This is a genomic window from Herbidospora daliensis, assembly GCF_001570585.1.
Lineage (GTDB): Bacteria > Actinomycetota > Actinomycetes > Streptosporangiales > Streptosporangiaceae > Herbidospora > Herbidospora daliensis.
Window position 1 is genome coordinate 285,732 of the sequence record NZ_BBXF01000003.1, and the last position, 14,985, is coordinate 300,716.

General features: G+C 75.1%; 4 protein-coding genes. All 4 read left to right on the forward strand.

The genetic code is table 11. The features are described from left to right. The first annotated feature begins 38 nt into the window (after positions 1-38). Genes AW274_RS16695 through AW274_RS16710 form a run of 4 tightly spaced genes read left to right on the forward strand, consistent with a single transcriptional unit; the run spans position 39 to position 14,985 of the window. The gene (locus AW274_RS16695) at positions 39-4,742 is read left to right on the forward strand and encodes a type I polyketide synthase (RefSeq protein WP_062432672.1); all 4,704 of its coding nucleotides are present in this window, start codon (positions 39-41) and stop codon (positions 4,740-4,742) included. A 26-nt stretch (positions 4,743-4,768) separates the two neighbouring features. After that, positions 4,769-13,849, forward strand: coding sequence for a type I polyketide synthase (locus tag AW274_RS16700; RefSeq protein ID WP_198169253.1), 9,081 nt, complete (start codon positions 4,769-4,771; stop codon positions 13,847-13,849). 28 nt (positions 13,850-13,877) lie between these two features. Next, positions 13,878-14,726 (forward strand): 3-hydroxyacyl-CoA dehydrogenase family protein, encoded by an 849-nt coding sequence (locus AW274_RS16705; protein WP_062432677.1) that lies wholly within the window; start codon positions 13,878-13,880, stop codon positions 14,724-14,726. A 10-nt stretch (positions 14,727-14,736) separates the two neighbouring features. Next, the gene (locus AW274_RS16710; RefSeq protein ID WP_062432680.1) at positions 14,737-14,985 is read left to right on the forward strand and encodes an acyl carrier protein; all 249 of its coding nucleotides are present in this window, start codon (positions 14,737-14,739) and stop codon (positions 14,983-14,985) included.

Sequence of the window (14,985 nt, forward strand, 5' to 3'; positions counted from 1 at the left end):
GACCCGACCACCCCCTCGCTACTGGAAAGGCTCGACAGATGGGGAACGAGGAAAAACTCCGCGCCTACCTCAAGCGTGTGACCGTCGAACTGACCCAGACGCGCCGCCAGCTCGCCGCCGCCGAGGACCGCGCCCACGAACCGGTCGCGATCATCGGCATGGCCTGCCGCTTCCCGGGCGGCGGCGAGACGGTCGAGGGGTACTGGGACATGTTGTCGCAGGGCCGCAACGGGGTGACCGAGGTGCCGGCCTCCCGCTGGAACATCGACGACTACTACGACCCCGACCCGCGCACCCCGGGCGCGATCTACACCCGGGACGGCGCGTTCCTGCCGGAGATCACCACCTGGGACGCCGAGTTCTTCGGCCTGTCCCCGCGTGAGGCGATCCGCGTCGACCCGCACCACCGGCTCCTGCTGGAGCTGACCTGGGAGGGACTGGAGAACGCCGGCGTCTCGCCGACCCGGGTGGCGGGCAGCCGCACCGCCGTCATCGTCGGGCTGATGGAGACCCTCCAGTACGGCCGTCTCCAGCTCGAACGCCAGGGCCTGGACGCGCTGGCCGACCCGTTGCTGGCCCCGGGGGTGTCCGCCAGCGTCGCCGCCGGGCGCATCGCCTACCAGTTCAACCTGTCGGGCCCGACGCTCACGGTCGACACCGCCTGCTCCTCCTCGCTGATCGCGGTGCACCTGGCCGCCGAGAGCCTGCGGCGCGGCGAGTGCGACCTGGCCATCGCGGCCGGGGCGTCGCTGACCATCCACCCCACCAACGTCATCCAGGCCTGCGCCGGCGGCATGCTCTGCCCCGACGGCAGGTGCAAGACCTTCGACGAGGGCGCCGACGGCTACGTGATGGGCGAGGGCGGCGGCCTGGTCGTGCTCGAACCGCTCTCCAAGGCGATCGCCAACGGCCGCCGCATCCGGGCCGTGCTGCGCGGCTCCGCCGTCAACCAGGACGGCCGCAGCAACGGCCTCACCGCCCCCAGCCGCAGCGCCCAGGTCGCGGTCATCACCAGTGCCATGGCCGCCGCCGGGGTGTCGCCCGACGACATCGACCACGTCGAGGCGCACGGCTCCGGCACCCACCTCGGCGATGCGATCGAGCTCGGCGCCCTGCACGACGTCTTCGGCGGCCGGCCGGCCGAACGCCCCCTGCGGGTCGGCGCGGTCAAGACCAACATCGGCCACACCCAGGCCGCCGCGGGCGTCGCCGGGCTGATCAAGTCGGTGCTGATCCTGGAGAACCGGCTCATCCCGCAGACCCTCAACCTGACCCGGCCGTCCCCGGCCGTGCCCGCCGACGGCTCCATTCGGCCGGCCGTCGACGCGGTGCCGCTGCCCGGCGAGGGCGCCCCGCGCCTGGTCGGCGTCAGCTCCTTCGGCCTGTCCGGCACCAACGCCCACCTCGTGCTCGAATCGGCGCCGCGGCCCGAACCGGCGGCGGCCGCCGAGGGACCGCACGCGCTGCCCCTCTCGGCCGCCGGCGACGCGGCGTTCCGCGAGCACGCGGCCCGCCTCGCCGCCTGGCTGGAGGAGCACCCCGGCGCCGACCTGGCCGACGTCGCGCACACCCTGCGGGTCGGCCGGGCCGAGCACGACCACCGCCGCGTCGTGGTCTGCGACGACGTGGCCGGGGCCGTGCGCGGCCTGCGGGCCGCCGCCGCGTCGGGGGCCGCCGCCCGCGTCAAGGGGCGGCCGCGCGTCGCCTTCCTGCTCCCGGGCGTCGGCGACCAGTACGCCGGCCTCGGCCGGGAGCTCTACCAGGCCGAACCCGTCTACGCCGAAGCGGTCGACCGCTGCGTCGAACTCGCCGGGGACGTCGACCTGCGCCCGCTGTTCGACCAGCCCGCCGCCGCCTCCGGAGACCTGGCGATCCTGCTCGGCCGGGCGCAGGCCCCGTCGGGCGGTGACGACCGGCTCGCGCACGCCGAGGTCGCCCACCCGTTCCTGTTCACCGTCGAGTACGCGCTGGCCCAGCTGCTCGCCCACCGGGGCGTGCGCCCCGACGCGCTGCTCGGCTACAGCCTCGGCGAGTACGTCGCCGCCACCCTGGCGGGCGTCTTCACCCTGGAGGACGCGCTGCGCGTCGTCACCGAACGCGCCCGCCTGATCAGCGCCATCCCGGCCGGCAAGATGGTCGCGGTCGCGGCCGGCGAGGAGCAGGTCCGCGCCTTCGGCGACGGGACCGGCACGAGCGTCGCCGCGCTGAACGGCCCGTCGATGACCGTCCTCAGCGGCCTGCCCGACGAGATCGACGCCGTCACCCACCGGCTGCTGGAGGCGGGGATCGCCTGCCGCCCGCTGCGCTCCGCGCACGCCTTCCACTCCTCGCTGCTCGAACCGGCGCGGGAGAAACTGGCCGCGCTGATCGAGTCGGTGCCCCGGCAGGCCCCGTCCACCACGATTCTCTGCAACCTCACCGGCCTGCCGATGACCGCCGAACAGGCCACGAGCAGCGCCTACTGGGCCGACCAGCTCGTCAGCACCGTCAGGTTCGCCGACGCGGTCGGGCACTGCGTCGAGCAGGACGTCGACGTGTTCGTCGAACTCGGCGCGGGGCAGACGCTCGGCGGCCTCGTCCGGCAGAACCTCGCGGGCGGGTCGCGGGCCGCGGTCCTCGGCACCCTGCCGGCCTCCTGGACCGGCGGAGCGCCGCGCGACTCCCGGGCCGAACTCCTGGACACCTGTTCCCGCCTGTGGGAACTGGGCGCGGGGGTGACCTGGGAGCGCGTCCAGCCGGGACCGGGCCGCGTCGTCAGCCTGCCGGCCTACCCGTTCCAGCGCACCCGCTACTGGCCCGAGATCACCGAGGGCAGCAGCGCGCCGGTGCCGTCGGCCCGCTCGGCCGAACCGGCCGACCTCTGCTTCGCGCCCGCCTGGCGGCGCGACCCGGCCCGCCGGGCCGTCCCAGCCGACCTGCGGCTCGACGGCTCGCTGATCGTGTTCGCCGACTCCGGCGGCGTCGGCACGGCGCTGGCCGACCGCGCCGCCGCCGGGGGCGCCCGGGTCGTGGAGGTGGTCGCCGGGACCGGGTTGCGCCGCGAGGGCCGCCGCCTGGTCATCGACCCGCGCGACCCCGCGCACTACGCCGAGGTGTTCGCCGCCGCCGAAGGCGACGGGCCGGTCCGGGTGGCCCACCTGTGGAGCCTGCTCGCCGACGACCCGCACACCGCCGTCGAGTGGGGCTTCGACAGCCTGCTGCTCGCCGCCCAGGCCCTCGGCGACCGGAAGGTACGCCTGCTGACCGTCACCCGGGGAGCCACCGAGATCCTCGGGGCCGACGCGACCGCTCCGTACCGGGCCGTGACGCACGGTCTGGGCCGCGCCGTCCGGCACGAGTACGCGGGCCTCGACTGGACCGGCGTCGACCTCGATCCCGACGCGACGGACGTGGCCGCCGAGGCCGCCCAGATCGGCGCCGAACTGCTGCTGGACCCCGGCCCCGACGACGCCGTGGACGCGCACGACCGGGTCTCCGGCTGGCGGCGCGACCGCCGCTGGTCGCGCGGCTGGGCCGAGGCGCCCGCCGTGCCCGATCCGCCGTCGCCGTGGCGGGAGGACGGCGTCTACCTGATCACCGGCGGCGCCCGCGGCCTGGGCATGGCCCTGGCCAAGCACCTGGTGAGAAGCGGGGTGCGCAGGCTCGCGCTGGTCGGCCGGACCGCGCTCTCCCGCGACGCCGCGGCCGACCCCGGCAGCAGGGCCGGGCGCAGCCTGCGGGACGTCGCCGACCTGGAGGCCGCCGGCGCCGAGGTGCTGCTGCTCACCGCCGACGCCGGCGTGCCCGCCCAGCTGCGGGCCGCGCTGGAGAGCTGCCGCGACCACTTCGGCACGCTCACCGGCGTGATCCACGCCGCCGGGCTCCCGGCGGGTGGAATGGCCCAGCGCAGGGCGCTCGCCGACGCGGGCGCGGTGCTCGCCCCCAAGGTCCTGGCGATGGGCCCGCTGGCCGAACTGGTCGGACCGGGCACCCCCGCCGACCGGCGGCCCGAACTGCTCGTCCTGTACTCCTCGGCCGTCACCGCGTTCGGCGGCATCGGCGAGAGCGACTACTGCGCCGCCAACACCGTCCTGGACGCCTACGGCGAGGCGCTCGCCGCCTCGGCCCCCTCCACCCGGGTCGTCTCGATCGCCTGGGGCCCCTGGCGGCACGACGACTGGCAGGCCGAGAGCCTGAAATCCGCCACCGGCCTGGCCGAGCGCGTGCGCGCCTACCGCGAGCGGTACGGCTTCGCCGACGACGCCGGCTGCGCCCTGCTCGACCGGATCCTGGCCGGCGGGCACGGCAGCGTCCTGGCGGTCCGGCAGCCGCTCGGCGAGGTGCTGCGCGACTGGTCGGCGATGGTCGACATCGACGCGCTGGTCGGCGCGACCACGGCGGTCTCGCTCAGCGAGCGGTTCCCGCGCCCCGAGCTGCGCACCGACTACGCGGCCCCCCGGACCGAGACGGAGACCGTCGTCGCCGAGGTGTGGGGCGCCTACCTCGGCATCGACCGGGTCGGCGTGCACGACCCGTTCTTCGACCTCGGCGGCAACTCCCTGGTCGGCATGGCCATGGTGATCGCCATCGAGAAGGAACTCGGCGTGCCGATCGCGCCCGCCGTGCTGTTCGAACACCCGACCGTGGCGGAGTTCGCCGCCGCGGTGGCCGGAGACGCCGCCGAAGGCGCCCGCCAGGCTTTGGACACCAGCTCGGCGCGGGGGTCGCGGCGTCGCCGCGCCCGCTCGGGGACGCGGAAGTGAGGACGCCCGACATGGGAGCTGACGACGTGGTTGACGAAGAGAGCGCAGGCACCGACATCGCCATCGTCGGGATGTCCGGCCGGTTCCCCGGCGCGCCCGGTGTGGCCGAGTTGTGGGCCGCCATCCGGGCCGGGCGGTCCGGGGTGACCCGCTTCACCGACGAGGAGCTCCGGGCCGCGGGCGTGCCCGACGACCTGCTCGCCGACCCCGGGTACGTGAAGGCCGGGGCCGTGATCGACGGGGTGGAGCTGTTCGACGCGGGCTTCTTCGGGTTCAGCCCGAAGGAGGCGCAGATCCTCGACCCGCAGCACCGGCTCTTCCTGGAGCACAGCTGGGAGGCGCTGGAGGACGCGGGTTGCGACCCCACCCGCTTCGACGGCGCGATCGGCGTCTTCGGCGGCTCGGCGTGGAGCTCCTACCTGCAGAACAACCTGGTGCCCAGCGAGGTCAGCGCCATCATGGGCGAGCTCGCGGTGGGCCTGGCCAACGACAAGGACTCCCTCACCACCCGGGTCTCGCACACGCTCGGCCTGACCGGCCCCAGCTACTCGGTGCAGAGCTACTGCTCCACGTCGCTGGTCGCGATCTGCGCCGCCGCCAGCAGCCTGGCCGCCTTCGAGAGTGACCTCGCGCTGGCGGGCGGCGTGGCGGTCGGCGTGCCGCACCGGGTCGGCTACCTCTACCAGCAGGGCGGCATCGCCCCGCCCGACGGCGAGTGCCGCGCCTTCGACGCGGGCGGCCTCGGCGCGCCGCTCGGCAGCGGCGTGGGCGTGGTCGCGCTACGCCGCCTGGAGGACGCGCTCGCCGACGGCGACCAGATCTACGCGGTCATCCGCGGCTGGGCGGTCAACAACGACGCCGGCCGCAAGGTCGGCTTCACCGCGCCCGGCGTGCAGGGCCAGGCGGCCGTGATGGCCGAGGCGCTCGCCGCCGCCGGTCTGACGCCCGCCGACATCGACTACGTGGAGGCGCACGGCACCGGCACCGCGCTCGGCGACGCCGCCGAACTGGCCGCGCTCCAGCAGGTGTTCCGGGGCCAGGACCTGCTGATCGGCTCGGTCAAGCCCAACGTCGGCCACCTCGACCGGGCCGCCGGCGTGACCAACCTGATCAAGGCGGCGCTCGCGCTCCGCAACGGCGAGATCCCGCCGACCCGCAACCTGTCGACGCCGAACGCGCAACTCGGCGCGGGCGAGGCCCGCCTCGACGTGGTCACCGACTTGCGCGCGTGGCCGGACGCGGCGGGCCGCACCCGGCGGGCCGGGGTCAGCGCCTTCGGCATCGGCGGCACCAACGCCCACGTCGTGCTGGAGCAGGCCCCGCGGACCGCCCGCCCGGCGGACGCCCCCCGGCCGCAGCTGCTCATCTGGTCGGCCCGCTCGGCGAAGGCCGCCGACGAGCTGACCGGCCGCCTCGCCGACCACCTGGCCGGCGCCCCCGATCTGCGGCTCGGCGACGTCGCCCACACCCTGGCGGCCGGCCGCCGCGTCTTCGAGCACCGCCGGTTCCTGGTCGCCGCCACGGCCGGGGAGGCCGCCGACGGCATGCGCGACGCCGGCGTGCTGGGCCGCGCCGAGAGCCGCGCCGACCGCCCGGTCGGCTTCCTGATCCCGGGCACCGGCGAGCAGTACCCGGGCCTGGCCGAGGACCTCTACGCCACCGAACCCGCGTTCCGGGCCGCCCTCGACGAGTGCCGCACGATCCTGCGCACCCGGATGGACGGCGCCGACCCGCTGGAGGAGATGCTCCGCCCCCGCGACACCCGCGCGGGCGGCGGCCTCGGCGCCCTGCTCGGCCGCGACGCCGCCCCCTCGGCCGCGATGCCCACCGCGCTGCTGCACCCCGCGCTCTTCTCCGTCGAGTACGCCCTGGCCACCACCCTCATCGGCTGGGGGGTCACCCCGGCCGTGCTGGCCGGCTACAGCCTCGGCGAGTACGTCGCCGCCTGCCTGGCCGGGGTGCTCTCGCTGGAGTCGGCGCTCGCGCTGGTCGCGCACCGGGCCACCCTGATCGACGCGCTGCCCGAAGGCGTCATGAGCGCGGTCCCGCTCGGCGCGGCCGACCTGGCCGCCCGGATCGCCCGCGCGGGCGTCGCCGGGGTCGACGTGGCCGCCGAGAACGGCCCCGACCTGACCGTGCTCGCGGGCGAGCCCGCCGCCATGGACGAGGTCCGGGCGCTGCTGGCGGCCGACGGGATCCCGTGCCGCCCGCTGGCCACCGGGCACGCCTTCCACTCCCGGATGATGGAGCCGGTCCGCGCCGAACTGACGGCCTGGATCGCCGCCAACGTCGAGCTCGCCGCGCCGCGCATCCCGTACGTGTCGAACGTCACCGGCGAGCTGATCACCGACGCGCAGGCCGTCGACCCCGGATACTGGGCCGAGCACATGTGCGCGCCGGTCAGGTTCGACGCCGTGCTGGGCACGCTGCTGGCGCAGGGCGACCACGCCCTGCTGGAGCTGGGCCCCGGCCAGTCGCTCGGCGCGATGGTGCGGGCGCACCGCGACTGCCCGCGCGACCGCTGGCCGCTGGTGGTCCCCACCCTCCCGGCCGCCGCCGACCCGCGCCCGGCCGGGACGGTGCTCGCCGAGGCCGTCGGGCGGCTCTGGCTGGCCGGCGTCCCGATCGACTGGACCGGCTACCGGCACGACCGGCCGGCCGCCAAGGTCGGCCTGCCCACCTACCCCTTCCAGCGCGAGCGCTACTGGATCGACGCCCCGGCCGGGCGGCCCGCCGAGGCCCCGCGCCTGGCGGCCGACCCCGACCACGTCCAGCTGCTGGAGACGCGCTGGGCCGCCGAGCCGCTGCCCGCCGAGACGGACGCCACCGGCCGCCACGTCCTGTTCGCCGACGGCACGGGTGTCGCCGACGCGCTGGCCCAGGCGCTGCGCGCTGACGGCGGCGACGTGGTGACCGTGCACGCGGGCGCCGCGTTCGCCGAGGTCCCCGGCGGCTTCACCATCGACCCCGCCTCGGCCGCCGACCACGTCGCGCTCGCCCGGCGGCTGGCCGAGGGCGGCCCCGCCGTCGTGACCGACCTGCGCCTCCTCGACCCCGGCGGCGGCCCGGACGGCCGGGCCGTCGTGCCGCTGGCCCGGCTCCTGGACGCCTTCGGCGACGAGGGCGGCGACCGCACCCGGGTCGTGATCGTCACGCAGGGCGGGCAGGCGGTCGCGCCGGGGGAGCGGGCCGACCCGGCCCAGGCCGCCGCCGCGACCCTGCCGATCATCGGCAACCAGGAGTACCTCGCCCTCGACTGCCGCGGCGTGGACCTCGACCCGCGCGCGGGCGCCGCCGGTCACGCCGGCGTCCTGGCCGCCGAGCTGCGGCGCGCGTCGTCCGACGTGCTCGCCGCCTACCGGAACGGCCGCCGCCACGTGCGCGAGTTCGCCGCGGCCAAGGCCGCCCCGGAGAAGAGGACCGGGGTGCGCCCCGGCGGCACCTACCTGATCACCGGCGGCCTCGGCGACGTCGGCCTGCTCGTCGGGGAGCACCTGATCCGGGCCGGCGCGGGCCGGCTGATCCTGACCAGCCGCAGCGGCCCGCGCGGCGACGGCGCCGACCGGCTGCGCGCGCTCGGCGCGGAGGTGCTCACCCCCCGCGTGGACGTCACCGACGCCGCCGCGATGCGCGCCATGCTGGCCGACGTCGGGCGGGTCGACGGGGTGGTGCACGCCGCCGCCGAGACCGGGCCCGACACCTTCCTCCCGCTCCGCGACGTCACCGAGGCCGCCGTCGAGCGCCACTTCAGCGCGAAGGTCACCGGCGCCCGCGTGCTCGCCGAGGTGCTGCCGGAGCTGGACTTCTGCGTCCTGTTCTCCTCCACCTCCGCCATCCTGGGCGGCATCGCGTTCGGCAGCTACTCGGCCGCCAACGCCGCGCTCACCGCCCTGGCCGGTCGTCCGGGCTGGACGGCCGCGAGCTGGGACACCTGGTCGGTCACGCTGGAGCGCCTCGAAGGCGGCATGGGCGCCAGCATGGCCGCCCACTCGATGACCGCCGCCGAGTCCCTGGCCGCGCTCGACCAGGTGATCACGATCGGGCGGCCCGCCGTCGTGGTGGCCGCGGGCGGCCTGACCGACCGGCTGCCGGCGGTCGCCGCCGAGACCGGACCGGCGTACGCCGCCGAGCGGTTCCCCCGCCCCGAGCTGCCGCAGCCCTACAGCCCGCCGCTGACCGGCACCGAGCGCGGACTGGCCGAGTTGTGGTCGGAGGTGCTGGGCGTCGAGCCCGTCGGCACCCGCGACAACTTCTTCGACCTCGGCGGGAACTCGCTGGTCGCGCTCCAGATGCTGGCGCTGGTCAAGAAGCGGTTCGGGGTCGCCGTCCCGACCGTGCTGCTCTTCGAGGCCCCGACCGTCAACCGGCTCGCGGCCATCCTGGACGAACGCGGCGCCGCGACCCCCGTCGTCAAGCCCGCGGCCAAGCCCGCCGCGCCCGTCGCGGCGACCCGGAGCGACGACGACCGGCGGATCGCCATCGTCGGCATGGCCGGCCGGTTCCCCGGCGCGGGCGACGTGGACGCCTTCTGGCGCAACCTGCACGACGGCGTCGAGTCGATCAGCTTCTTCACCCCGGAGGAGCTCCGAGCGGCCGGCGTCGACGAGGCCCTCGTCCACGACCCCTCGTATGTTCCGGCCCGCCCGATCCTGGACGACGTCGCCGGCTTCGACGCCCAGTTCTTCGGCATCAGCCCCCGCATGGCCGCGATCACCGACCCGCAGCAGCGCCTGTTCCTCGAAGTCTGCTGGGAGGCCCTGGAGCACGCCGGCTACGGCGCCCCCGAGCACCGGGGCCGGGTCGGCGTCTACGGCGGCGCCAACATCAGCACCTACCTCCTGCACATGGGCGAACGCCTGATGCGCGAGGACGAGGACGTCAGCCACTACGAGATCATCATGGGCAACGACAAGGACGCCCTCACCACCACCGTCTCCTACCTGTTCGACCTGCACGGCCCGAGCGTCGCCGTCCAGACGTTCTGCTCCACCTCCCTGGTCGCCACCCACCTGGCGGTGCAGAGCCTGCGCGCGGGCGACTGCGAGATGGCCCTGGCCGGAGGGGTCTCGATCCGGGTTCCCGACAAGGTCGGCCACGTCTTCGGCCCCGGCGGCATGGAGTCGCCCGACGGCCACGTCCGCACCTTCGACGCGCAGGCCCGGGGCAGCATGTTCGGCGACGGGGCCGCCGTCGTCCTGCTCAAGCGCCTGTCGGACGCGATCAGGGACGGCGACCACGTCTGGGCCGTGATCCGCGGCTCCGCGATGAACAACGACGGCGCGCTCAAGGTCGGCTACACCGCGCCCAGCGTGGTCGGCCAGGCCCGGGTGATCGCCGACGCGATGGCCGACGCCGACGTCACCGGCGAGGACATCAGCTACGTCGAGGCGCACGGCACCGCCACCGAACTCGGCGACCCGATCGAGGTGGCCGCGCTGACCCGCGCGTTCGGCCCGACCGGCGAGACGGGGTACTGCCCGATCGGCTCGGTCAAGACCAACGTCGGCCACCTCGACCGCGCGGCCGGCGCGAGCGGCCTGATCAAGACTTCCTACGCGCTGAAGAACCAGGTCATCCCGGCGAGCCTGCACTACACGGCCCCCAACCCCGAGATCGACTTCGACAACAGCCCCTTCTACGTGAACGCCGAGCTCTCCCCGTGGCGGACCCGCGACGGCCGCCCGCGCATCGCCGGGCTCAACTCGCTCGGGATGGGCGGCACCAACGTCCACATGGTCATCGAGGAGGCCCCGGCGCGGCCCGCCGCCGCCGAGGACGGGACGGGCCGCCGCCACCAGATCCTGCCGGTCTCGGCCCGCAACGCGGTCGCCGCCGAGGAGGCCGCCCGGCGGCTCGGCGAGCACCTGGCGGCCTCTCCCGGCACCCGGCTGGCCGACGCCGCGTACACGCTCCAGGTGGGCCGCAAGACCTTCGAGCACCGCAAGGTCGCCGTCGCCACCACCACCTCCGACGCCGTGCGCGTCCTCACGGGTGACGGGCTGCTGTCGCGGGTCGACACCGTGCAGGGCCGCCAGACGGCGTTCCTGTTCGCGGGCGTCGGCGAGCAGTACCCGGGCATGGTCACCGAGATCCACCGGCGCGAGCCCGTGTTCCGCGCGGCCCTCGACGAGTGCCTGGAGGTGCTGCGCGGCCCGCTCGACGGCGTCGACCTGCCCGGCCTGGTCGCGGGCGGGCGCGGCGCGGCCGCCGACCTGGCCGTCTTGCTCGGCCGGGCCACCGGCGACAAGGCCGACGACCGGGCCGCCACGCTGCGGCGCACCGAGATCGCCCAGCCGGCCCTGTTCGCCGTCGAGTACGCCCTGGCCCGCACCCTGATGGCCTGGGGCGTGCAGCCCCGGCTGATGCTCGGCTACAGCCTCGGCGAGTACGTCGCGGCCTGCCTGGCCGGGGTGCTCTCGCTGCCGGACGCGCTCGCCCTGGTCGCGCACCGGGCGGCGCTGATCTCCACGTTGCCCGCCGGGTCGATGGTCGCCGTCTCGATGCCCGCCGAGGACGTGCGCCGCAAGTTCCGGCTGGAGCGGCGCGGCCTCGACCTCGCCGCCGTCAACGGACCGCAGGTCTCGGTGGTCGCCGGTCCGGCCGACGAGATGGAGCGGCTGGTCGCCGAGCTGCGCCGGGCCGAGATCCCGTGCCGGGCGCTGGAGACCACGCACGCCTTCCACTCCCGGATGCTCCGGCCGGTCGCCGGGGAGCTGACCGACTGGGTGAAGGCCAACGTCCGGCTGAACCCGCCGGAGCTCCCCTACATCTCCAACCTGACCGGCGAGCTCGCCGACGCCGACCTGGTCTGCGACCCGGGCTACTGGGCCGAGCACATGTGCGGGACGGTCCGGTTCGGCACCGGCGTCGAGACCCTGCTGGCCGACCCCGAGCTGGCCGTCGTCGAGATCGGGCCCGGCCAGTCGCTCGGCGCGCTGGTCCGCGGGGCGGGCTGCCCGCCCCAGCGGTGGCCGCTGATCCTGCACGCGCTGCCCGGCGGCAGCGACCCGCGCCCCGACGACGAGGCGCTGGCCGGCTGCCTGGCCCGCCTCTGGCTGGTCGGCGCGGAGCTCGACTGGAACGCCTACCACGGGCGGCTGCCCGACGCCGGGACCGACGGCCTGCCGGGCCGGATCCCGCTGCCCACCTACCCGTTCCAGCGGCGCCGCTACTGGATCGAGGGGACGCCGGGCCCGGCCGGGCCGAAGACGAAGCCGTCGGCCCTGGAGAGCGGCAGCATCTTCGACGCGATCACCAGCCTGCCCAAGCTGCCCGAGGAGCAGTGGCTCCACCTGCCGGTCTGGCGGCAGACCGCGGCCCCCGCGCCCGGCGCGGACCAGCCGGCCACGTGGCTCGTCTTCACCCGCGAGGGCGCGGCCGACGAGGTGACCGCCGACCTCGCCGCGACCGGCGCGACCGTCGTCCAGGTCCGCCCCGGCGAGGGCTACGCCGCCACCGGCGACGGCCACACGGTCCGCCCGGGGAACGTGGCCGACGCGCTCGCCCTGCTGCGCGACCTGCGCGCCGCCGGGCGGGGGCTCGACCGGGTCGTGCACCTGTGGAACCTGGAGCCCGGCGACGGCCCGGTCGAGAACACCGTCGAGTACGGCCTGCACACCCTGGTCGCCCTCGCCAGGGCGGCGGGGGAGTCGGGCGTCGACGGCTGGTCGCTGGACATCGCGGTCCGCGGCACCCAGGAGGTCCTCCCCGGCGAGGTCCGCGACCCCGACGGCTCGACGCTGCTCGGCCCGGCGCTGGTGATCCCCCTGGAGTACCCGAGGGTCACCACCCGCTTCATCGACCTCGACACCCCCTCGGGCCTGGCCGCCGAGCTGGCCCGCCCGCAGACCGACCGGATCGTGGCGCTGCGCCGGGGCCGCCGCTACCTGCCCGGCTACGAGACCATGGCCACCCCGGAGGCCGCGCCGCTGCGCGACGGCGGCGTCTACCTGATCACCGGCGGCCTGGGCGGCATCGCGCTCGGCCTGGCCGAACGCATGGCCCGCGACGTCAAGGCCCGGCTCGTCCTGCTCGCCCGGTCCGGCCTGTCGGGCCGGCCCGAGGCCGCCCGGCGGGTCGAGGCCATCGGCGACCTCGGCGGCGAGGTCGAGATCGTGGTCGGCGACGTGTCCGACCCGGCCGCGGTGAAGCGGGCGGTCGACACGGCGATCGAGCGGTTCGGCGCGCTCCACGGCGTCCTGCACGCGGCCGGCCTCCCGGCCATGGGCCTGATGCAGTTCAAGCGGCCCCGGGAACTGGACGCCGTGCTCGCCCCCAAGATCGCCGGAACGCGGGCGCTGGAAGAGGCCCTGCGCATCGGCGAACCCGACGAGATCGAGCTGGACTTCCTGGCGCTGTTCTCCTCGATCACCTCCGCCACCGGCGGCGGCCCCGGCCAGGTGGACTACTGCGCCGCCAACGCCTACCTCGACGGCTACGCCCTCCGGCTGGCCGCGACCGGCCGCAACGTCGTGTCGATCGACTGGGGCGAGTGGACCTGGAACGCCTGGGAGGCCGGCCTGGCCGGCTACGACGAGGGCCTGCAGACCTTCTTCAAGGAGAACCGGGCCCGGGTCGGCATCGGCTTCGAGGAGGGGTACCGCTCGCTGCTGCGCGCCCTGGCCAGCGGCGAACCGCGAGTGGTCGTCTCCACCCAGGACTTCGAGACCGTCGTCACCGGCAGCGCGCTGTTCAACCTGGAGGCGGTGACCGCGCCCGCCGGCGCGGGCGCCCCCGGCGACCGGCACCCCCGGCCCGAGCTGGTCACCCCCTACCAGGAGCCGTCGGGGCCGAAGGAGGAGGCCATCGCGGCCATCTGGGGCGAGGCGCTGCGCCTCGACCGGATCGGCGTGCTCGACAACTTCTTCGAGCTGGGCGGCAACTCGCTGCTGGGCGTCAGCATCGTGGCCGCCCTGCGCCGCGAGTTCGCCCTCGCCGAGCTCCCGCCGCACATCCTGTACGAGGCCCCGACCGTGGCCGCGCTGGCCACGACCATCGAGGCCCTCACCTCCGGACCGAAACCGGCGGGCGAGAACGGGGGCAGCCACGTCCGCGCGCAGCTCCGCCGCTCGGGCCTGGAGTCGTCGGCCTCCCGCCGACGCAGATGAAGCCATCTTTCACAGAAACGGAGAGGTCATGACCCTTATCGGTGTGGTGGGCGCCGGCGTGATGGGCGTCGGCGTGGCCCAGAACCTGGCCCAGACCGGCCACGAGGTGGTCCTGGTGGACAAGGACGAGGAGATCCTCGCCGCGGCCCGCGCCACCATCTGGCGCAACGCCAGGATGAGCCGCCTGATGGGCGGCCCGGCGCTGGACCCCGATGACGTGCTGTCCCGGATCACCACCGCGGTGGGCGCCGAGGCGGTCGCCAAGGCCGACGTCGTCATCGAGAACGTGACGGAGAACTGGGACGTCAAGCGGGCGGTCTACGAGACGATGGACGCGGTCTGCGGGCCCGACACCGTCTTCGTGGTCAACACCTCGGCGATCCCGATCACCAAGGTCGCCGCCGTCACCGGCCGCCCCGACAAGGTCGTCGGGGTGCACTTCATGAACCCGGTCCCGGCCAAGCCGGCGTGCGAGCTGATCCCCGGCTTCCACACCACCGCCGAGACCGTCGAGCGGGTCCGCGACCTGCTGTCGGCGATGGGCAAGAAGGCCATCGACGTCAAGGACGCCTGCGGCTTCGTCTCCAACCGCGTCCTGATGCTCACCGTGAACGAGGCCGCGTTCCTCGTCCACGAGGGCGTCGCCACCGCCGAGTCGGTCGACGAGGTGTTCCGGAGCTGCTTCGGCCACCCGATGGGCCCGCTGGAGACGGCCGACCTGATCGGCGTCGACACGATCCTCTACAGCGTCGAGGTGCTCTACGAGCACTACGCCGACAGCAAGTACCGGCCCTGCCCGCTGCTCAAGCAGATGACCGACGCGGGCCTGCACGGCCGCAAGTCGGGCCGCGGTTTCTACACCTACGACGCCAACTAAGGAGCCAGACATGTCCGCCAACGCCAAAGAGCAGATCCTCGACTTCGTGCGCGCCCGCTACCCGCAGGCGGAGATCGACGAGACCCAGGACATCTTCGCCCTGGGCTTCGTGAACTCGCTGTTCGCCATGGAGCTGGTGATGTTCATCGAGAAGACGTTCGAGGTCACCATCCCCAACGACGAGTTGAAGATCGACAACTTCCGGTCGGCCGAGACCATGTCGGAGCTGGTCGACCGGCTTTCGCCCGCACGAGTCTGA